Genomic DNA, 20,378 nt, shown 5'->3' with positions numbered 1-20,378 from the left:
CACCCACGCGGGCACGCGTCCTCGGCGGGGTGTGCGGCGCCACCGGCGCACGGCCGGGCGCGCTCCCGGTTCACCCCGGCACCGTGAGTTCGAACCAGACGGTCTTGCCGGTCTCACCGGGGCGGGTGCCCCAGCGGTGCGAGGCGCCCGCGACCAGTTGCAGCCCGCGGCCGCTCTCGTCCTCGGGGCGGGCGATCCGCTCGCGCGGCGGGTCGGGCAGCGGGTCGGAGACCTCGACCAGGAGGGAGCCGTCGAGCCCGGCGGGGCGCACCAGCCGGACGCCGATGGGGCCGGTGGCGTGCCGCAGGGAGTTGGTCACCAGCTCGCTGACCAGCAGGGCCGTCAGTTCGGCGAGACTGTCCAGGTCCCAGTGGCGCAACTGGCCGCGGACGGCGGCACGGGCGGCGCGCACCGCGCCCGGCTCCGCGGCGAACGTCCACTCGGCGCGGTCGCCTCCGGTGTCGTTCACGGATCACTTCCCAGGCCGGCGAGCCCACCCATGCCCGTTTTCATGGGGTTAAGGGCGATATACCCGGATTCCGGGGGGTGGTACCGCGAGAGCGGGCGCACTGTGGCACGAACGGCGTATCCCGTACGGGGCGCACGCCCGCGCGCCGCTCCCCCTCAGCCGTCCGCGGGTGCCGTGCTTCCGTGCGCGGCCGGAGCGCCGAGCCGGGCGGCGAGTTCGCGGACCGCCGGGACGTCCTGATCCAGCCAGGGCACCTCCCAGAGCCGGCCGGGGGTGAGCCAGCGCAGTTCGTCGTGGTCCTGGAGGGCGCGCGGGGGCGCGGAGCCGGGACGCAGCCGCGCGGTCCACACGTGCAGGACATAAGGGGGTTTCAGGGGCCATTGCCCCGGGACGCGTTCGACCGCGTCGGCGTCGACGCCGAGTTCCTCGCGCAGTTCGCGTACGAGCGCCTCGTCGGGCCGCTCGCCGGGTTCGACCTTGCCGCCGGGCAGCTCCCAGCGCCCGGCCAGCTCCGGGGGCGCGCTACGGCGTGCGGCGAGCAGCCGCCCGCCGTCGAGCAGGGCGGCGCCCACCACGATCCGTGCGTTCATGAAGTGGAGCCTACGGGAGTCAGTTCCGCGTGGACTCGCCGTTGCGCTCGATGTGCTCGACCCAGTAGAGCTGCTTGTGCCCGTGCCCGTCGAGGCTGTCGGCGATCCGCTCGGCCTCGGCCCGTGTGGCGTACCGGCCGACCCGGTAGGTGTTGCCGTTGTCGTCCTGCCGTATCACGATCCAGGGCAGGACGATCGCACCTTCATTCATCGCCCCCACCGCTCCCCTTCGCACCGCCCCACCCGCTTCCGGTCCCGGGCTCCCGACGCACCCCGCCTAAGGAAACCGCAATACGCATATGCCCGAGCGTACGCCCAACCTTCACCCTGCGAATACGGCTTTTCACGAAGAGGTACGCAACCGGCCAGAACGCAGGGGGGCGCACACGGGCGAACGCGCCCGGCCGGCGCGGAGGTGCCGCGATACAGAGGGCAGGCGAACAGACCTTCGATCACCTGGGAAAACGGCCGGACGGCGGCGCACACGAGGGCACATGACGAGGGGCCGGCCGACGCGGACCGGCCCCCGGGGGGCGCGTGGAGTGTGCGCTACCTCACTGGCAGGTGGTACGCGACCTGGTACCGATCGGCCGGAATCACCACGTCGGCGGTCTCCACCGGGCGCCCCGAGGCGTAGTACGTCCGCTGCACGACGAGGACCACATGGCCGGGCACGCCGCCGAGCAGCTGCAGCTCCTCGGCGAGGCCGGGGCGGGCGCCGACCTCCTCGGTGACGTTGTCCACGATGACGTCGATGGCGCGCATCCGCTCGACCACGCCCATCCCGCCGAGCGGGCCCTCTTCGGGCAGCATCACCGGGGTCCGGCCGGTGACGGCGAGCGGCTCCCAGGAGGTGGAGAGCATCATCGGCTCCCCCGCCTCCCGGAACAGGTACTTGGTGCGCATGACCCGCTCGCCGCACGGGATGCCGAGCCGCTCGGCGACGACGGCGTCGGCCTCGGCCTGCTCGCTGCTGGACTCCCAGGTGCCGCGCGCGGCGGCGTCGGCCTGCTCCTGCCGGAAGGGTGTGGCGCCGCCCGCCGGGCGGTATCCGGAGCGGGACACACGCCGGGGCACCGGCCGCTCGCGCACATACGTGCCCGACCCGGAGCGCCCCTCGACCAGCCCCTCGGCCATGAGCACCTTGCGGGCCTCAAGGGCGACCGTGTCCGAGACGCCGTACTCCTCGCGGATGCGGGCCTGGGACGGGAGGCGGGTGTGGGGCGGCAGTGAACCGTCGACGATCTTCTTGCGGAGATCTCCCGCGACGCGCAGATACGCCGGCTGTTCACCGAAAGTCACTGGCCGCTCCTATCAGGTTGTACAGACAGCGACAGCCTGGCAACCCTGGGTTGTGCGGTGCAAGCAAAGGCCAGAGAATCACTCGAAGTGATGACATGGCATCCGGGAGAGCCACACCCAGGGGCTTTGCCGCCAGGGCCCCCGCTATCACTCCCCGCTCCGGCGCCGATCACACCTGCGGAGCCGTACCCGGCCCTCGCGCGGGGCGCGCTCGACGCGCACGGCGGGTGTGCACGGCGGGTGTCCGGGCGGGCACGAGCGGTTGTACCGGACTCCGGTCCGGTGCACAGACCGGACAGGTACGGTGCTCCTGGGGCGGACCGTCCCGGAACGCGACGGCGAGGACCCTGACCTGCAGGGGCGGAGTGGGGGCACGGCAGTGAGCGGAACGGCAGTGGGGGGCACCGGCGTGGGCTCCTGGACCGGGAGCGACACGGTGCGCGCGGTGAACGGGCTGACCGCGAGATGGGCCCGCCAGGCCCCGGCGGACGGCACGGTGTTCTCGGCGGCCGGCGTGTGGCCCCTGCTGGGCTTCCTCGCGGACGGCGCGGGCGGCCCGGCGCGGGCCGAGCTGGCCCAGGCCCTCGGGGTGCCCGCCGAGCACGCGGCGGCGGCCGCGCGGGGACTGCTGGCCGCGCTGGACTCCGTCTCCGGCCTGGACGCGGCGGTCGGCCTGTGGGCGCACCAGAGCCTGCGGTTCCGCGAGGAGTGGCGCGGCGGCCTGCCGGCGGGCGGCCACGGGGTGTTCGGGGACGACCTGATCACGGCGCGGGAGCGGCTGGACGCGTGGGCGGCCGAGCGGACCGGCGGCCTGGTCGAGCGGATGCCGGTGACGCTGACCCGTGACGCGCGGCTGATCCTGGCGAGCGCGCTCGCGCTGCGGACGACCTGGCGGCAGCCGTTCACCGAGACGGTGCTCGCCCCGGAGTCCGGCCCCTGGCAGGGCCGCAGACTGCGCGGGCTGCACCGCCGGAGCGTGCGCCCCGACCGGGTGGGCGTCGCGGGCGCGCCGGAGGGCTTCGTCACCACGCTGACCGTGCCCGGGGACAACGGCATCGACGTCCATCTGGTGCTCGGCGAGGAGCGCATGACGCCGGGCCAGGTCCTCGCTGCGGGCGTCGGCGTGGTGGAGCGCACGGTCGCGGTGACGGCGGGCGGCGCGCTGCCCTTCGGGCACGTCGGTCCGGGGCTGCACGTCGAGACACAGCCCGCGACGGAGCCCGAGCCGATCGCCCTGGACGTGCGGACGGTGGCGTACGAGGTACGCACCGACCACGACCTCCTCGACCTCGCGGCCCTGTTCGGGCTCAGCACGGCGGTGCTGACCCCCGGCTCCCACTTCCCCGGCGTCAGCGACGCCCCCCTCGCCATCGGCGCGGCCCGCCAGTCGGCCGTGGCCCAGTTCGGCGCGCTCGGCTTCCGCGCGGGCGCGGTGACGGCGGTCGTGGCGACGCCGGGCGGCCTGCCGGATCACCGCTACGAGACGACGGTGGTCCGCGCCACCTTCGACCGCCCCTTCGCCTTCCTCGCCACCCACCGCGAAAGCCGGCTGATCCTGACAGCGGGCTGGGTGACGGAACCGGTGCCGTATCAGGGCAGGTGAACTCGGGTCGGGGGCGGGGTTGTTGGGGCGGCGGGTTGGGGGCGTGCCAGCGACGGGCTGCTGTCGCGCCGTGGTGCCGAGAGCGGCCTGCCGCTGCCGCACCGACACCGGCCCGCTGCCGTCATGCCGACGACGGGCTGCCGCCGCGCCGAGAGTGGCCTGCGCCGTCATGACCGACACCGGCCCGTGCTGTCATGCCGACACCGGCCCGTCGCCGTCGGCGGCCCGCCGGTCCACCAGCCCCCGCGGCCCCTCCGGCGCCCGCCGGCCGACGGCGCGCTGATGGTGTGCCGACGACGGACTGCCGCCGCACCGAGAGCGGCCTGCCGCCGCCGTACCCACACCGGCCCGCGCCGTCATGCCGACAACGACCCGTCGCCGTCGGCGGCCCGCCGGTCCACCAGCCCCCGCGGCCCCTCCGGCGCCCGCCGGCCGACGGCGCGCTGATGGTGTGCCGACGACGGACTGCCGCCGCGCCGAAAGCGGCCTGCCGCCGCCGTACCCACACCGGCCCGCGCCGTCATGCCGACACCGGCCCGTCGCCGTCAGCGGCCCGCCGATCCACCGCCCCCCGCCGCCCCTCCGGCGCCCGCCGGCCGACGGCGCGCTGATGGTGCGCCGGCGACGGACTGCCGCCGCGCCGAGAGTGGTCTGCCGCCGCCGTACCCACACCGGCCCGCGTCGTCATGCCGACACCGGCCCGTCGCCGTCGACGGCCCGCTGATCCGCCGTCCCCCGCCGCTCCTCCCGCGCCCGCCGCTCCCCCGGCGTCTGCCGGCCGACGGCGATCGCCAGGGTGGTCGCGAGCGTGGCCGGGGCGAGCCAGGTCGCGGGCATCGCCCACAGCGGCAGAGCGAACCCGCTCGTGACGACGGCCGCGATCACCCCCGCGACGGCGAGGGCGCCGGCCAGGGCGGCCGTCAGCTTCGGTCCGCGCCGCCACGCGCGCTCCCCCGGCCGCCGCAGCCGCCAGGCACAGGCCACCGCGAGCAGCAGACAGGACGGCCCGCAGACGAGGATCATGGCGACGTGGTCCTCGGGCAGCGCGTCCGGGCTCGCCTCGGTGACCTGCACGTCCCCCTTGGCGGCTATCCGCACCAGCCGGCCCCGCCAGACCGTACCGGTGACCCGGTCGCCGTCGCCGAGCGCGGACAGCACCGGCCCGTCCTCGCGGAACCCGGTCCGCCACGCGGTGCCGCTCTCCGAGGTGAGGGTGGCGTGGATGTCGTCACCGCGCCTGCCCGACCAGAGGTGGATGCCGGACACGGTGAACGGCTGCCGCCACAGACAGTCGGCGTCCGCCTCCGGCACGGACCGGCAGGGCACCGCCTCCTTGAACGCGCGCTCGCTCTCGACGGCGCGGGGCAGTTCAAGGCTGACGACGGTGAGCAGCGCGAGCCCCACGACCGCACCGACCAGCCAGACGACCGCCACGCCCACACCGCCGTACCGATGACTCACGGAACCGCCCCCCGTCCGGTGAAGTGACCTGCCCAGTCTGGCAGTCACCCCTGACAACGCCCCTGCGCCCCGCGTGCCGCACGAGCGACCGTCCGGCCGAGACGGACCCGGCTTGTCGCAGTGCGCCGCCCCTTGACGGTCAAGGGTTACGGGCGGATCATCCCGGCCGCGCGCGTGCGCCGGCCACCACCGCTCCGGCCGCCCGCTCCGCCGGCACGAAGCGCTCCCGCGTCAGAACTCCATGTCCATGGATCCGGCGCGACCCGAGTACCCACCGATTCCCCGCACAATATCTGTGTTCGCGGGATGAGGGTTCAACAAGGCCCGCACGCAGATTTATTACCCCAGTGAACCGAGGGCAATTATTCACCGCACACGGGCCGCTACGACGTGCTACTGTCGATCTCAGTTGCAGTTGTGGTTCCCAAAAGCGATTCCGGTCTTTTCCGGTCGGGGTAATCATCGCGGCGACACGGCGTCCGCACGGTGCGGACACCGGCGATACCCCGAAGGAGAATGACATGGCTACTGGCACCGTGAAGTGGTTCAACGCGGAAAAGGGTTTCGGCTTCATCGCGCAGGACGGTGGCGGCGCCGACGTGTTCGCCCACTACTCGAACATCTCCGCCCAGGGCTTCCGCGAGCTGCTCGAGGGCCAGAAGGTGAGCTTCGACGTCGCGCAGGGCCAGAAGGGCCCGACGGCCGAGAACATCGTCCTCGTCTGACGCGGCCGACACGCACGTGCAGCTGGGGCCCGCATCCTTCGGGGTGCGGGCCCCAGCTGCATACGTCCCGCACCGCGGATTTCACTCTCGCGTTCCATTCGGCCGTTTCTCGCAATTCCCTGTGCCGCTCAGCGCTGCCGGAATTCCTTGATATGCGCCGCATCAAGGAAGGTTCCGCATGAACCGCACACGAACGAACAGCCGCGCCGCCCGCCCCTATAACGGAGCTTCCGGTGGCCGCAGCCGCCGTTCCGCCCCGCAGGGTGAATTCGCGCTCCCCAGGACAATGACTCCCGCGCTTCCGCCCGTGGAAAACTTCGCCGGTCTCGACATGCCGAGGGAACTTCTGTCCACGCTCGGCTCGCAGGGCGTGACCGTCCCGTTCCCGATCCAGGCCGCGACCCTGCCGAACTCCCTGGCGGGCCGTGACGTACTGGGCCGCGGACGCACCGGCTCCGGCAAGACCCTCGCCTTCGGGCTCGCCCTGCTGGCCCGCACCGCCGGGCAGCGCGCCGAGCCCGGACAGCCGCTGGGGCTGGTCCTCGTACCGACGCGCGAACTGGCCCAGCAGGTCACCGACGCGCTCACCCCGTTCGCCCGCGCGGTGAGGCTGCGCCTCGCCACAGTCGTGGGCGGCATGCCCATCGGCAGGCAGGCCGGTGCGCTGCGCGGCGGCGTGGAGATCGTCGTCGCCACCCCCGGCCGCCTCAAGGACCTCATCGACCGCGGTGCCTGCCGGCTGGACCAGGTCGCCGTGACCGTGCTCGACGAGGCCGACCAGATGGCCGACATGGGTTTCATGCCCCAGGTCACCGCGTTGCTCGACCAGGTCCGCCCAGAAGGTCAGCGGATGCTGTTCTCCGCCACCCTCGACCGCAACGTCGATCTGCTCGTGCGCCGCTACCTCAGCGACCCCGTCGTGCACTCCGTCGACCCGTCGGCCGGCGCGGTCACGACGATGGAGCACCATGTGCTCCACGTCCACGGCGCCGACAAACACGCGGCCACCACCGAGATCGCAGCACGTGACGGCCGCCTGATCATGTTCCTCGACACCAAGCACGCCGTCGACCGCCTCACCGAGCACCTCCTGAGCAGCGGGGTACGGGCCGCCGCCCTGCACGGCGGCAAGTCGCAGCCCCAGCGCACCCGCACGCTGGCGCAGTTCAAGTCCGGGCATGTCGGCGTACTGGTGGCGACCAACGTCGCGGCGCGCGGCATCCACGTCGACGACCTCGACCTCGTCGTCAACGTCGACCCGCCGACCGACCACAAGGACTACCTCCACCGCGGTGGCCGTACGGCCCGTGCCGGGCGGTCCGGCAGGGTCGTCACCCTGGTCACCCCGAGCCAGCGCCGCGGCATGAGCCGCCTCATGGCGGCGGCCGGGATCGTCCCGCAGAACACCCAGGTCCGCTCCGGCGAAGAGGCCCTGCACCGCATCACGGGCGCCCAGGCCCCGTCCGGCATCCCGGTCGTCATCACCGCGCCGGTGCCCGAACCCCGCAAGAAGCGCGGCACCGCTTCACGCGGCCGGCGCCGCCCCTCGTCGGCGCGTCGGACGACCACGGCGAGTCCGGCGGCCACGGCGAGTGCGGCGGCCACGGCGATCCCGGCAAGCCGGCGCGCAGCCGTCCGGCAGCCTGTCATCGACGCCGCGGCCTAGGAGTTCCGTGCTCAGGAAGCTGACCCATCACTGCAGGAGGCACCTCTTGACGCTGATCCAGACGCACCCCCGCGCGACGAACCCGGGCCTCGCCCGCAGGGCGGCGGCGGTAGACGCCTCGGACGCGGCCGGGCCGCAGGTCTGGGGCGCGATGACCGTCGAGGTGGCGCTGTCCGTCATGGCCGCCGCCCGTACGGGGCGCCTGGTCATCTGTGACGAGGACGGCCGACGCACCGGCCTGGTTACTCTGGACCTGCTCACCGCCGTCCGCGACGGCTCGGGCTACACGGACCACGTCCGTCTGCGCGACATCGCCGAGGTACACGGCAACACATCGGGCGCCCTCGCCCACTCCCGCTGAACCGCACTCACCCGCCTGGATCCGTTCTCTCCTCCCCCTGTGAGGCCATCATGCGCTGTGTCATCGCCCGTTTCCCGTTCGACCTGACCAAGAACGGCGTGCTGGAATCCATGAAGGGCGTCAAGCCCGAGGAGATCACCGCCGAGTTCGTGATCGTCGGACGGCGCCACTACCCCGCCAAGCAGGTCGGCCAGGTCGTCACCCGTCAGGACCGCCGCGATTTCAGCGCCGCCGAGGTCGTGCGGGCCATGACCCAGCTCGGCTTCACCTGCGGCACCCGCGCCGAGACCGAGGCCGTACCCGCGCCGGCGGCCGACCCGTACCAGCAGGCCTCCGCCGCCCTCGGCACCCCTCAGTGGTCGGAATGACCCCAGCGGCCCGGGGCCTCACGCCGACGGGTTCGGCCCGCCGGCGTGCTGGGCGCGCAGCTCCTCGTTGATGCGCTGCGCCTCTTCCAGCTGGTCTTCCAGGATGATGATGCGACAGGCGGCCTCTATGGGCGTGCCCTGGTCGACGAGTTCACGCGCGCGGGCGGCGATGCGCAGCTGATAGCGCGAGTAGCGGCGATGACCGCCCTCGGAGCGCAGCGGGGTGATCAGCCGGTGCTCGCCCAGCGCGCGGAGGAAGGCGGGGGTGGCGCCGAGCATCTCGGCGGCCCGGCCCATGGTGTAGGCGGGGTAGTCGTCGTCATCGAGGGGGACGAGGGGACGGGTACTGCGAGGGGGCATAGACCTCTTCTTCCGGGGACGCGTCGGGGGGCCCGAGCGCCATGTGGCGCCCGGGCCCCGAGCTATCACACCATCTACCGGCTGATTTCGCCGATCTTCTGTGTCCGCAGGTTCCGCCGTATGGGGCCGGACTGCGGGGATCGCGGATGCGTGACCGGGGACCACCTTCCAATCGGGGCCTGCGGTACCCGGGCGATACCCGCCCGGGCGATCCTGATGGCGTTCCGCTCCTTACCTCGTCGTGCGACTTCTGGGGTACGAGTACGACGCTAGCCCCGCCGCACGCCAATGTCTACTCCCGCCGCTATAGATTTACTCCATCTGCAGGCGCCGGGATTCTGCCGCCGCGCGACCGAGGACGCGGTGCGTGCCCCCACGTGCGGGGAAATTCATGGCGCACCGGCCGGACCTGCGACGAGACTGCACGGTTGAGTGACCGCCACCCCTGTCCCGTCTGCTTCCGGGAGGACGACGCCGTCCAGTTCAGGTGACCCACCATGGCCGGCGGGGCGAACCGGGTCTCCCTCGAACGGCTCGTCCGACAACTCGACCGGACCCTTATACGACGCCCGCGCGGAACTGATCTCGATCGGCTCCGCCGCCATCCCCACCGTCATCGACGGCCTCCCCGCCCTCGACAGTTTCGGCCTGCTCACCGCCATCGAGGTCTTCGAGGAGGTGGGCGCTCCCCGTTGCGGGCCCGCCCTCGTCGGGCTGCTGGACAGCGACCACCCCACCGTCCGCGAATGGGCGCCCATGGCGCTGGGGGAACCTGAGGATCGACGGCACGGTCGAGCCCCTGCGGCGCGCCCATCGCGCCTGCCTGGAGCGGGGGACGCCACCGGACTGGAGCGAACCCGGCGGCATCCGCGGGTCCCTGACCGAACTCGGCGCACGCGACCCCGTCGTCCCGCCCCGCACCGCACGCCTGCGAGCCGACGCCCCGGACGACGCCCCCGGCCGGCCCTCGGCGCACTTCACCGAGATCATCGACGACCTGGCCGACCACTCCCGACTAATCCTCTGCTCCCCGTTCTGGCGGGTGGACGCGAGCGGCACGCACGGCGTCTCCGGCACCGCCCTGGACTGGGACCCCCACTGGACCGCACCCTGGGAGCACCTGGTCGAAGAGGCCCGCGCCTGGTCGCTCCTGGAAGCAACCGAGGCTCCCGTCGCCGGCGTCTTCGTCGCCCCCACCTGGATCGACCGCACCGACCTGCACCCGGAAGGGTGACCTCATGCCGCCCCGGCACCCCGAGGAGACCGGCTACGGCCATGTGGTCGAGCGCTGTGTGACGCGGATGTACGCGGACCTCCCGCGCCACCTCGTACTGAACGGCGGCCGCTTCCTGGCCCCCCGACGGCGGCACACCGCCCGCTTCACCCGGCCCGACGGCCTCTGGGACCAGTGGGTCAAAGCCCTGGTCCACCCCGGCGACCAGCACCGCCGACCAGCACCGCTGGACCGACCTCCGCTGCGTTTTCGCCAGCGGGTGGACGAGGCTTTGATGTCGGCCCCACTGTCCGAGGGCGCTGTCACCTTCCCGTCCATGTCCGCGTCAGGACCCGGCACTGGCTGATGCCGTTGCCTGGCCGGGTGACTTCGACATGGACCGCCGGGTCCCCGTCGAGGATCTCGTACTCCCGTCCGGCGGACCGCTGCGCCCGACAGCCGGATGCGGCGCCGGCGGTACGTACTTCCTCTGCGGGGAAGGCGGGGACGAGGAACGGCCCGTGCTCTACGCCGATTCCGAGGGCCAGGCCACGCTGATCGGCGCCGACCTCGCCTCGGACGTCCGGACCGGGCACCCGGACTTCGAGACCGAGCGCGACCGCCTGCTTCACGCCCTCGGGCTCGTCCCCCTCTCCGAGGAGGAGGCCGCCACCCGCCTGCTGACGGTGGCGGCACGCACGGCCCCGGACTACGTACCGTGCGTGCCGGACGACGATCAACGCCCGCATCATCCGGCGGAGCACCAGGGACTGGCCGCGGGCTCCTTCATACGGCGCTGCCGTTCGACGCGCAGGGCTCCGGTGCGTCACCGGACAGTTCGCTCTGCGCGGCCTGTGTCCGGGGCCCCCGGCACCCGTCCTCGTACAGATCAAGAACGCTTGACCTCGGCGCTTCCCCGGCCCTAGCTTTACTTAGGTAACCCTAACTTAGCCCGGATGGTGATCGTGTGGCCAAGGAGAGCGTGCGGCTGGGCACTGTGCAGGAGACACTGCTCATTCCCCTGTACGGGCGCGCGCTCGACGCGCGGGTCCGCCACCCGATCCTGAGGGACGACAGGGCATGCGGCATGGTCGAGAGGATCGACTACGACTTCGCCAAGTTCCGCGGCCCTTCCCTCGGCGGCTCCGTACTGCGCAGCGCGATCTTCGACGGGTGGGTCAGACGGTTCCTCGCCGAACACCCCGACGGCACCGTGATCGAACTCGGCGCAGGGCTCAGCACCCGTTCGCACCGCCTCGACAACGGACGGGCGCGCTGGTTCGACCTCGATCTGCCGGACACCGTCCAGTTGCGGCGGCGGTTCTTCACCGACTCCGAGCGGACCACGACCCTCGCGGCCTCGGTACTGGACACCGACTGGTTCGAGCAGGTCGCGCGGACCGGCGGGCCGTACTTCTTCGTCGGCGAGGCCGTGCTCCTCTACTTCGAGGAGGAACAGGTCCGCTCCGTCGTACGGGCTCTGAGGGACCGCTTCCCCGGGGCCGGCCTGAGCTTCGACACCGGCGGCGGCCCCATGATGCGCAACCAGGACCGCAACCCGGTGTTCAAGGTCGTCGACGCGCGGATGACCTGGACCTGCGACGACCCGAAAACCCTGGAGGACTGGGGGCTGCGGCTGCGTGAGAGCAGGACATTCGCCACACCGCAGCCGGACGTGGCCCGTACCTGGCCATGGCGCCACCGTTACGGCATGCCCCTGCTGGCGCGCCTGGTCCCGCCCGCCGTCAACTCGTACCGGATGAACCTCTTCACCCTGGGGGCAGGCCGGTGACCCCCGTCCGCGGAGCGCACGTCCAGGGCACCCCCGAGTGGGTGCCCCTGCCGGACGGACGGCTGCTCTACGCGATGGTCCTGCCCGGAGCGCGGCCGGACGGACCGACCGTCGTGTTCGAGGCCGGGGCCGGTGCGGGCAGGTCCTCGTGGGCCCTGGTGCAGACGGCCGTCGCACCGCACGCCCGGGCCGTCGTCTACGACCGATCCGGCCTCGGCCGCAGCGCCCCCGACCCGGCCGGCCGGACTCTGATCCGGATGGCCGACGACCTCGGCGCGCTGCTCGACCACTTCGGCCCTGGCCCCTTCGTCCTCGTCGGGCACAGCGCGGGAGGCCCGCTGGTCCGGCTCGCCGCCGCACACGGGCCCGGACGGATCGCCGGTCTGGTCCTGGTGGACCCCACCGACGAAGCCGCCGACGTACTGTTCGGCAGCCGGTTCCGGCGGATGGAACGTACCGCCCTCAGCCTCGGCCGCACCCTCGCCGCCCTCGGGCTGCTGCGTCCGCTGTTCCGGCGCCAACTCGCACTGCTTCCCGAGGACGCTCGCCAGGACATGGCCCGTGAGGGCTTCACCACGGGGGTGCTTCGCACCCAGCGTCGCCAGGCCCGTACCTACCTGGACGAGCTCGCCACGTGGCGCCGGACACCGCCGGACACCGGTGACATCCCGGTCACCGTGATCTCCGGCGGCCTCCCCGGAGACGGCATGGACAGCGCCGTGCGCGCCGCGGCGAACGCCTCCCATGCCCATCGGGCCGGCCAGGGGCCGAAAGGCAGGCACGTGATCGCGGGAAGGTCGGGCCACTACGTGCCCCTGACCGAACCCGAGGTCGTCGTCCGCGAGATCGTGGCCCTGCTGCCCGGCTGAGGTCCGACGTGCGTGGCCCGGATCGGACTCCGCCCAGCCGGCGCGCATCGTGGCCGCTCCGTCGCCCGAAGACGGTCCGGCGCCACCCTCACCTGTCCGCACTGATGTGTTGCCCGGCCTGCCACACCGCCCACAGCCGGGCGTACGTGCCGCCGGCGGCGAGGAGTTCGTCATGGGTGCCGGTCTCGATGACGCGGCCGGCTTCCATGACCACGATCCGGTCGCACGGAGCGGCTTGGGAGAGCCGGTGAGCGATCACGATGCCGGTCCGGCCGGCGAGGACCGCTTCCGAGGCGCGATCGAGCCGCTCGGCGTGGGCGGAACCGGCCTCGGCGGTGGCTTCGTCGAGGATCGCCAGCTCGGGGCCGGCGAGGAGCAGCCGGGTGAGGGCGATCTGTTGCGCCTGTGCCTCGGTGAGCGGATGTCCGCCGGTGCCGACCACCGTGTCGAGGGCGTCCGCCAGCAGATCGGCCGCGCCGGTGGTTTCGAGCGCGGCGCGGATTTCGCGGTCCGTGGCGTCGGGGGCGGCGAGTGTGAGGTTCTCTCGCAGTGTCCCGGCGAACACGTGTACTTCCTGGGTGATCACCGCGGTGCGGCAGGGACGGGTCACTGTCCCGGCGTCAGGCCGGTGAACGCCGGCGATCACGGCGGCGAGCGTGGTCTTCCCTGCCCCCGACGGGCCGACGATCGCAAGGTGCTGACCAGCCGGGATGTCGAGGCCGACGTCGTCGAGCACCAGTGGACCGTCGGCGTAGCGGAACGCGACGTCACGGAGCCGAACGGCGGTGGCCATGTCCGTCGGCGTCGTCGACGCGTCGGCCGCGTCCGCCGTCGGGATCGTGACGACGCCGATCATGCGGCTCAGCGAGGCGAGAGCCGACTGGAGGGTGTCGATGACGAACAGGAGCTGGTTGACCGGCCCCAGCAGGCGCAGCACGAGCAGCATGGCGGTGGTGGCGCCGCCGACGGTTGAGGATCCTCGGTCGACAAGGACGAATCCCACCACGAGCACGGCGGCCAGGCTCAGGCATTCGCCGAGGTTGAGCCGGGCGTTGAGCATGCTCTGCACGGTGCGTGCCCGCATCGACTGCAGCGCGACGCCCCAGGAGTCCGTCATCACGGCGCGATGACGTCGCTCGGCGAGCCCGAAGCCGAGGACGGTGGCATAGCCGCGCTGGGACTCGAGGATCTGCTGGGCACGCGCGCTCATCGCCGCACGCTCGGCCCGGTACACCGGAGGCCCGGTGCGCAGGTACCACCGCATGGCGAGTGCGTAGACGGGCAGCACGACGGCGAACGCGGCCGCATAGGGCCACTCCAGCGCCGCGAGCCCGCCCAGCGACACGACGATGGTGAACGCGGTGACGGTGAGCGCGGGGATCACCGCGGGGGCGGCATCGGCGACGGCGGTGACGTCGTCGCTGGAGCGGGATATCAGGTCACCGGTCCCGGCGCGCTCGACGAGGTGCTGCGGAAGCAGCATGGCACGGCTCACCAGCCGCTCGCGCAGCACGGCCAGGACGGTGTGGTAGATCCGGGTGGCGAGCACGATCGCCACCGCGGTGCCTGCGGCACCGAGGACGCCCGAGAGCGCCATGACGGCCGGGACCGCCAGCACGGTGCCGAGATCCGCGGTGCCCGCCCGCACCCGGTCGACGAGGTACCCGATCGCCACCGGCGGTATCAGGTCGACAGCTGTGCTGACGATCCCGACCACGCCGACGGCGGCGAGCCGGAGCCGGTGTCCGCGGCTGAGCCGCAGGACCTCTCTGGCCGTCGCCCGGCCGCCCGCGACGGGCAGCGCGTGCCCGGTCGTAGCGGATGCCACGCTCATACCATCGTCCTTCCGTGCGGGAGTGCGTCCTCGAACAGGTCGACGACGCGGTCGCAGCACCCGAGCAGTGCCGGGGACGAGGCGATCAGCAGCGTGGAACGGCCCGCGCGGACGCCGCGCAGACGCACCGCGATCGCTTGCTCGGTGACCGGGTCCACCGCCGTGGTCGGATCGTGCAGCACGAGCACCGGCGCATCGCTCGCCAGTGCGCGGGCGAGCGCGATCCGCTGGCGTTGGCCGCCGGAGAGGCGGTTGCCGTCCTCGCCGACCGGGAGGTCGAGATCAGCGGCGAAGTCGTCGCACGCCGCAGCTCGCACCGCGGCATCGACCAGCTCGGGTGCGCCGGCGGTGAGGTTGTCGCGGATCGTTCCGCTGAACAGTGTGGCCCGGTGCGGGGCGACCGTGACCCGGGAGCGGTACTCCTGCGCGGTCAGCTTCCGCGCCGGGAGTCCGTCGAGCCGCGCCTCCACCTCGCCGCCTTCCCGCGGGTCCAGCAGCGCTCCGGCGATGCGGGCGGCGGTCCGGTCGTCGGCGCGCACTCCCACGAGTTCTCCGGGGTCCACCCGGATCGTCGCACCTGACACGGACACCTCCACTACCGGCAGCGGCGCGACCTCGGCCCCTGTCCCGTCGTCCTGCCCGGGGCTCCCGCCGCCGTTGCCGCGCAGCACGTCGATGACGCGCGCGGACGCGGCGCGGGCTCCGGCGAGGTTGGGGATGGAGGCGCTCGCTATCGACTGGATCTGCGGCAGCAGCGCCTGGGTGAGGCCGACGGCGGCGATCAGCTCGCCGATGCTCAGCCGCCCGTCCACGGCGAACCAGCCCGCCAGCCCCATCACCGCGGCGACGAACGTGCCGCTGACCGCACCCGAGCCCGCGAGGAACCTCCCCAGCAGCCCGGCGTTGCGCTTGGCCCCGACGAGGGTCTCCTGGCTCGCCTGCCGATACCTCCTGGTCGCCTCGGCCTCGGCGCGTATCCCCTTGACCACCCGGTAGCCGGCGACCAGATCCGTGGCCCGCCCGACGGTGGAGGCCAGGAGCCCCTGGTACGCGCGGGTGTCCCGGGAGAGCCGCTCGCTGAGCACGCCCATCAGCCACACCGCGACAGGCGCTCCGAGCAGCACCACAAGCCCGAGCAGCCAGTGCGTCGCCAGCAGCGACACGGCGATGAAGCCGATGGCCGCGATCCTCGAAACCGGCAGGATCACCAGGAGCACCGCGTTGGCCAGGCGGCCGACGTCGCTGGTCATCACCGAGACGACGCTGCCGTCCGGAGCCCGGGTGGCACCGCCGACCGGATGCAGAACGGAGGTCGAGAGGGTGCTCCGGAGCCGGTGCTGCACCAGCTGCACCGCATACGAGGTCAGCCGGTTCGCCGACTTCGCCGCCACCGTCAACGCGCCGTACAGGGCCGTCAGCACGCCGAGCCACAGCACCAGCTGCCCAGCGTTCCCGGTCGCCAGCGCCCGGTCGATGGCCACACCCATCACCACGGGGACCGCCGACTCGCCCACCTGCCACACGACCGCGAGCAGCATCGCCGGAACGGTGACCCGCTTCACAGAGAAGATCACGCGCAGCAGGAACCGGCCTGGTGTGACACCCGCCCCGGCTTCGAACGGAGGAGCCTCGACCGGTTCGGGGGGCGCCTGCAGCAGCACGGGCAGTCGGCGGGTCAGAGGTCCTCGCCCCAGTCCTGCGGTGTCGGCGCCCGAGAAACGCGAAGAGCTGCTCACGCCTGGCCCCCGTCCCTGCTCCTGAGCGGGAAGCACCAGAGCAGGGCATCGGCGAGGAGTCCTCGCCACCATGCGTAGTCGTGTCCGCCGGCGAACTCCCGGTAGAGGGTGTCGTAGCCCTTGCCGGTGAGCACGTGGTCGAGCCAGCGGCTGTGCGTGAGCGAGCTCTCCAGCTCACCGACGTCGTGGAAGATGCGGATCGGTGCCGTCTCCTCGGCCAGGAAGTCGGCGATCAGTGTCGGTACGGGAGTGCGGCGCAGCAGCTCACCTGCCCCGGTGCCCCACCTGAGGTCAGGGTGGTACCCGCACGACGGGGACTGGAGGATGGCGTTGCCGAACACACTCCGGTGCCGCAGCGCTGTCCAGCCGGCACACAAGCCGCCGAAGCTCTCGCCGGCCAGCGCCACGTCGGCGGGGTCGCGCGAGAGCGGATACCGGTGGTGGAGCCACGGCAGCAGTTCCCGGACCAGCATCTGGGAGAACGCCGGCCCGCAGAGCAGTTCTTCGGCACGCCGCAGGGCAGGCTGTTCGACGAGGACCACCACGCAGGGCCGGACGAGTCCCGCCCGGACCAAGGCATCACGAACGCTCGGGGCGCTGTGGTCCGGCGTCCCGTCCAGGTGGATCACGAAGGGCAGTGCGCTCTCGTCCGGGAACCCTCCTGGGGGCATCGAGACCCAGACGCGGCGTTCGTCTCCCAGCAACTCGCTCGCCAGCACGGCGGGTTCCACTGCCGGGGCCGGCCGCGCCTCGGCCTGATCGAGCCAGGGCAACGGCACCGCGTCGGGCAGCACGGCCACCGAGGCGCCGGAGAACCGCTCCACCGAGCACTCCGAGAACCTCGGTGGCGGGTTGAACGGGTCCGGAACCTGTTCGCCCTCACCCGTCGGCCCACGTCGTACGAATACGTACGAGAAGCGCAGGTCCGAACGCATCCGCAGAGTGAGCACGCGAAACGGCGTCCCCGCCACCGGGGCGAACTCCGTGTCGATCGGGTTGAAGCCGATTCTGGGGCCGATCACCACCGAGAGGGTGACCGTCGTGTCGTCTCCGGGCTCGTCGGCGAAGGTCACCTCCACCTCGTCCGCGGAGACCCGCTCGACAAGCGGTGTACCTGTCTCCTGGAGATGTCGTCTGAACCTCTCCGGGCTCCACTCACCGGTCGACAGCTTCTCGACAGATGGATCAGACATGTATCGCGCTCTCCGCATCGGTGGTGTCAGTGGGCCGGTGCCGGGTTCGTTCGCGGCCGAGCGGCACCACCTGGGGGCTGCCGGTCACCGGATCGCGCAGCACCAGGCAGCGCAGACCGGACACCTCCTCGGCCGGCTCGGCCGTGACGACCTCGTCCGGAGTGCCCTCGGCGACCAGGGTGTGGCCGGCGTGGTGCAGATCGGTGAACAGCTCAAGGAGCTCGATCTGGTGGGTGATGTCGAGGAAGGTGGCCGGTTCGTCGAGCAGCACGATGCCGGTGTGCTGCGCGAGCGCCATCGCCGCCCACACGCGCCCGGCCGACGGCTTCAGCAGTCGGGACGGGCCGCGCAGCAGGGTGGACTTGCCGCACGCGTTCGGGCCGACGATGACCGTGAACGACTCGTCGGGGATCGTCGCCGACTCCACACGGAGGCGCGCGGTGTCGGACGAGGTTGCCCTCACAGGCGTCTCCTGGCTTCGGTGAACAGCAGGTATCCGAGGTAGCCGCCGCCGAGCACGACGGTGATGATGCCGACCGGCAGCGGGGTGGGGGCGACGTGCTGGGCGAGGTAGTCCGACGCCAGGCACAGCAGCGCCCCGACGAAGGCGGCGGGGACGAGGGTGATCCCGGCGGTGCGGGCGAGCCGGCGTGCGATCTGCGGGGCGACCAGGGAGATGAACGCGATCGGCCCCGACGCGGCCGTGACCGTCGCCGTCAGCGCCACTCCCACCAGGATCAGGCCGAGGCGTGCGGGCAGGACCCGTACCCCGTGCGAGGCGGCCGCGTCGTCGCCCAGCTGCATCTGCCGCAGCGGCCGGCTCAACATCCCGGCCAGCAGCAGGAGTACGGTGATGCAGGCGCCGCCGATGACGACCTGGTTCCAGGACACGCCGTTGAGCGACCCGGCGCCCCACGCGGCCGCGGACATCGCCTGGTCCAGGTCGGCCTTGAGGATCAGCCAGGTGTTGAGCGACCCGAGCATCGCCGAGACGCCGATACCGACGACGATCAGCCGGAACCCCTGCACCCCTCGCCGGTGGGCGAGCAGGTACACAGCCACGGCGGTGGCCATCCCGCCCAGCAACGCCCCGCCGACCAGCTGCGCGTAGGTGCCGTTGACGACCAGGATCACGACCAGCGCGCCGGTGTAGGAGCCCTGGGAGAACCCGATGATGCCGGGGTCGGCGAGAGGGTTGCGCAACAGTGACTGGAAGACCGCCCCGCTCACGCCCAGAGCCGCGCCGAACACCAGCGCCGCGGCCACCCGGGGCAGCCGCCACTCGACCACGATCTCGTGGACGAAGCCGGTTTCCCGGCCGGTCAGTGCGGAGAGCACCTGACCGGGACTCAGCGAGTACGAGCCGGTCATCAGCGCGAGCACCGCCGTACCGGCGATCGCGACCGCGAGCACCGTGCAGACGACGACCGAGCGCCACTGGAGCCGGACCGCGATCCGCCGGTGCCGCAGCACCAGCGCCCGCCGCCCGAAGTCCCCCCGCGGAATGTGCGTGTTCACAGTCCGCTCGCCTTCTTCCGCCGCACCAGCGCGACGAGGACGGGAGCGCCGACGAAGGCGGTGACGATTCCCACGGGGATCTCACCGGGTCTCATCACGACGCGGCCGAGGATGTCGGAGACCAGCAGCAGGCTCGGGGCGAGGAGCATGCTGTAGGCGAAGATCCAGCGTTGGTCCGGGCCGACGATCCAGCGGGCCACGTGCGGCACCATGAGTCCGACGAATCCGATGGGTCCGGCGATCGCGGTGGCGCCACCGGCGAGGAGGGTGAGGGCGATCACCGCGAGCACACGGGTGCGTGCCGGCCGGACCCCTTGGGCGACCGCCAGCTCGTCGCCCAGAGCCAGAGCGTTGAGCGGGCCCGACATCGCGAAGGCCAGGACGAGTGCCACCGCGAAGAACGGCAGGACCGGCCATACGACCTCGAGCGGGCGACCCGCGACCGACCCGGCGTTCCAGTACCGCATCGCGTCGAAGGCGTCCGGGTCGGCCAATTGGAGAGCTTCCCTGGCGCCGCCGAGCACGGCGCCGACGCAGACCCCGGCGAGCACCATGACCACCGGCGAGGATGCCTTCCGTGTCGACCCGAGGGCGAGCACCAGGAGCGTGACGATCAGTGCCCCCGCGAACGCGAACCACATGTAGCCCTGGGCGTCGCGGACGCCGAGCAGGCCCACGGCGACCGTCACCGCGAAGGACGCACCGGCATGGACGCCGAGGACACCCGGATCGGCCAGGGGGTTGCGGGTGAGCGCCTGGATCAGCGCGCCCGACAGACCGAGTGCGATGCCGACGACCAGACCCACGATCGTGCGCGGCAGCCGGAAGTCGCGGACCGCGAACTGATCAGGGCTGGAGGACGGGCTGAACAATGCGTCCCGGATCACCGAGACCGGTATGACTTTGGAGCCGACCATCACGCTGAGCACGATCAGCACGGCGAGGGCGGCGACCAGCCCGATGACACGGCGGCGTCGATGCGAGACCGCGGGGGGCGGCTCTTCCGTGAGGATCGCCGCTTCTGTTGCGTCCACGAGCGTCATCCGGCCTCGGGCAGCGTTGCGAGCGTCTCCTTGAGCGACGTAGAGCTGGGACGGCCGGCGTGCTCGTCCTCGATCTCGGAGATGAGCGCGTCGTTGTCGGCCTTGAAGCCGCGCGTCCCGCTCGCGGCGCCCGTCTTGCCGGCCGGCGTCTCCTCGGGGCTGCCGCTGCACGCGGTGAGGCCGGGCGTGGTGCTCACGAGCCCGGCGGCAAGGGCCGTGCCCCGCTGTCTCAGGGGTGTCAAGGTCATTGCCGTGCTCTTCTTTTCCTTCGTTGT

22 protein-coding genes are annotated in these 20,378 nt (G+C 72.4%); 9 read left to right on the top strand and 13 right to left on the bottom strand.

Features of this window, described 5'->3' with window-relative positions; genetic code table 11:
* Positions 1-70: 70 nt before the first annotated feature.
* The 4 genes from AB0898_RS03250 to AB0898_RS03235 all read right to left on the bottom strand — a co-directional run bounded on the left by AB0898_RS03250 (position 71) and on the right by AB0898_RS03235 (position 2,361).
* Entirely contained in the window at positions 71-469 is a 399-nt protein-coding gene (locus AB0898_RS03250; RefSeq protein WP_366801095.1) for an ATP-binding protein, read from the bottom strand.
* Positions 470-624: 155 nt separating this feature from the next.
* Positions 625-1,059, bottom strand: a complete 435-nt coding sequence (locus AB0898_RS03245; protein WP_366801094.1) for a (deoxy)nucleoside triphosphate pyrophosphohydrolase — start codon at positions 1,057-1,059, stop codon at positions 625-627.
* Positions 1,060-1,078: 19 nt separating this feature from the next.
* A complete protein-coding gene (locus AB0898_RS03240) occupies positions 1,079-1,270 on the bottom strand; it encodes an SPOR domain-containing protein (RefSeq protein WP_366801093.1) in 192 nt (63 codons plus the stop codon).
* Between the two features lie 338 nt (positions 1,271-1,608).
* The gene (locus tag AB0898_RS03235; protein WP_366801092.1) at positions 1,609-2,361 is read right to left on the bottom strand and encodes a GntR family transcriptional regulator; all 753 of its coding nucleotides are present in this window, start codon (positions 2,359-2,361) and stop codon (positions 1,609-1,611) included.
* A 379-nt stretch (positions 2,362-2,740) separates the two neighbouring features.
* Between AB0898_RS03235 and AB0898_RS03230 the strand changes: the two genes are divergently transcribed.
* Positions 2,741-3,964, top strand: coding sequence for a serpin family protein (locus AB0898_RS03230; RefSeq protein WP_366801091.1), 1,224 nt, complete (start codon positions 2,741-2,743; stop codon positions 3,962-3,964).
* Between the two features lie 684 nt (positions 3,965-4,648).
* On the opposite strand, the gene AB0898_RS03225 is transcribed toward AB0898_RS03230, so the two are convergent.
* Positions 4,649-5,425: a hypothetical protein gene (locus AB0898_RS03225; RefSeq protein ID WP_366801090.1), complete on the bottom strand. Its 777-nt coding sequence runs from the start codon at positions 5,423-5,425 to the stop codon at positions 4,649-4,651.
* Positions 5,426-5,946: 521 nt separating this feature from the next.
* Between AB0898_RS03225 and AB0898_RS03220 the strand changes: the two genes are divergently transcribed.
* From AB0898_RS03220 to AB0898_RS03205, 4 genes are all read left to right on the top strand, one after another.
* Entirely contained in the window at positions 5,947-6,150 is a 204-nt protein-coding gene (locus AB0898_RS03220) for a cold-shock protein (protein WP_366801089.1), read from the top strand.
* A 178-nt stretch (positions 6,151-6,328) separates the two neighbouring features.
* Positions 6,329-7,816 (top strand): DEAD/DEAH box helicase, encoded by a 1,488-nt coding sequence (locus tag AB0898_RS03215; RefSeq protein ID WP_366801088.1) that lies wholly within the window; start codon positions 6,329-6,331, stop codon positions 7,814-7,816.
* 46 nt (positions 7,817-7,862) lie between these two features.
* Positions 7,863-8,177 carry a CBS domain-containing protein gene (locus tag AB0898_RS03210; protein WP_366801087.1) on the top strand — a complete coding sequence of 105 codons (315 nt, stop codon included), beginning with the start codon at positions 7,863-7,865 and terminating at the stop codon, positions 8,175-8,177.
* A 50-nt stretch (positions 8,178-8,227) separates the two neighbouring features.
* On the top strand, positions 8,228-8,545 hold the full coding sequence (locus AB0898_RS03205; RefSeq protein ID WP_366801086.1) for an SCO5918 family protein: 318 nt from the start codon (positions 8,228-8,230) through the stop codon (positions 8,543-8,545).
* An 18-nt stretch (positions 8,546-8,563) separates the two neighbouring features.
* Here AB0898_RS03205 and AB0898_RS03200 read toward each other — a convergent pair whose 3' ends face one another.
* Entirely contained in the window at positions 8,564-8,905 is a 342-nt protein-coding gene (locus AB0898_RS03200; RefSeq protein ID WP_366801085.1) for a MerR family transcriptional regulator, read from the bottom strand.
* Positions 8,906-9,947: 1,042 nt separating this feature from the next.
* On the opposite strand from AB0898_RS03200, the gene AB0898_RS03195 reads away from it, so the two are divergent.
* The 4 genes from AB0898_RS03195 (at position 9,948) to AB0898_RS03180 (ending at position 12,779) form a co-directional block, all read left to right on the top strand.
* Positions 9,948-10,139 (top strand): hypothetical protein, encoded by a 192-nt coding sequence (locus AB0898_RS03195; RefSeq protein WP_366801084.1) that lies wholly within the window; start codon positions 9,948-9,950, stop codon positions 10,137-10,139.
* 4 nt (positions 10,140-10,143) lie between these two features.
* Positions 10,144-10,485 (top strand): hypothetical protein, encoded by a 342-nt coding sequence (locus tag AB0898_RS03190; protein WP_366801083.1) that lies wholly within the window; start codon positions 10,144-10,146, stop codon positions 10,483-10,485.
* Between the two features lie 600 nt (positions 10,486-11,085).
* Entirely contained in the window at positions 11,086-11,910 is an 825-nt protein-coding gene (locus tag AB0898_RS03185; RefSeq protein WP_366801082.1) for a class I SAM-dependent methyltransferase, read from the top strand.
* Positions 11,907-12,779: an alpha/beta hydrolase gene (locus AB0898_RS03180; protein WP_366801081.1), complete on the top strand. Its 873-nt coding sequence runs from the start codon at positions 11,907-11,909 to the stop codon at positions 12,777-12,779. The genes AB0898_RS03185 and AB0898_RS03180 overlap by 4 nt, the downstream gene beginning before the upstream one ends.
* A gap of 88 nt (positions 12,780-12,867) precedes the next feature.
* Here the strand turns inward: AB0898_RS03180 and AB0898_RS03175 are convergent, their stop codons facing one another.
* From AB0898_RS03175 to AB0898_RS03145, 7 genes are all read right to left on the bottom strand, one after another.
* Entirely contained in the window at positions 12,868-14,613 is a 1,746-nt protein-coding gene (locus AB0898_RS03175) for an ABC transporter ATP-binding protein (protein ID WP_366801080.1), read from the bottom strand.
* Positions 14,610-16,187, bottom strand: coding sequence for an ABC transporter ATP-binding protein (locus AB0898_RS03170; protein ID WP_366801079.1), 1,578 nt, complete (start codon positions 16,185-16,187; stop codon positions 14,610-14,612). The genes AB0898_RS03175 and AB0898_RS03170 overlap by 4 nt, the downstream gene beginning before the upstream one ends.
* A gap of 158 nt (positions 16,188-16,345) precedes the next feature.
* A complete protein-coding gene (locus AB0898_RS03165; RefSeq protein ID WP_366801078.1) occupies positions 16,346-17,542 on the bottom strand; it encodes an alpha/beta hydrolase-fold protein in 1,197 nt (398 codons plus the stop codon).
* A complete protein-coding gene (locus tag AB0898_RS03160) occupies positions 17,535-18,005 on the bottom strand; it encodes an ATP-binding cassette domain-containing protein (protein WP_366801077.1) in 471 nt (156 codons plus the stop codon). The genes AB0898_RS03165 and AB0898_RS03160 overlap by 8 nt, the downstream gene beginning before the upstream one ends.
* Complete coding sequence (locus AB0898_RS03155; RefSeq protein ID WP_366801076.1) at positions 18,002-19,060, bottom strand: iron chelate uptake ABC transporter family permease subunit; 1,059 nt, start codon at positions 19,058-19,060, stop codon at positions 18,002-18,004. Before AB0898_RS03155 ends, AB0898_RS03160 begins: the two co-directional genes overlap by 4 nt.
* A complete protein-coding gene (locus AB0898_RS03150; protein ID WP_366801075.1) occupies positions 19,057-20,103 on the bottom strand; it encodes an iron chelate uptake ABC transporter family permease subunit in 1,047 nt (348 codons plus the stop codon). Before AB0898_RS03150 ends, AB0898_RS03155 begins: the two co-directional genes overlap by 4 nt.
* On the bottom strand, positions 20,100-20,351 hold the full coding sequence (locus AB0898_RS03145) for a hypothetical protein (RefSeq protein ID WP_366801074.1): 252 nt from the start codon (positions 20,349-20,351) through the stop codon (positions 20,100-20,102). The genes AB0898_RS03150 and AB0898_RS03145 overlap by 4 nt, the downstream gene beginning before the upstream one ends.
* Positions 20,352-20,378: the final 27 nt, after the last annotated feature.

It is taken from the genome of Streptomyces sp. NPDC005435, assembly GCF_040703155.1.
Taxonomy (GTDB): Bacteria; Actinomycetota; Actinomycetes; order Streptomycetales; family Streptomycetaceae; genus Streptomyces.
Note: the sequence above shows the minus strand (reverse complement) of the source record. Positions and strands in the feature narration are given on the sequence as shown.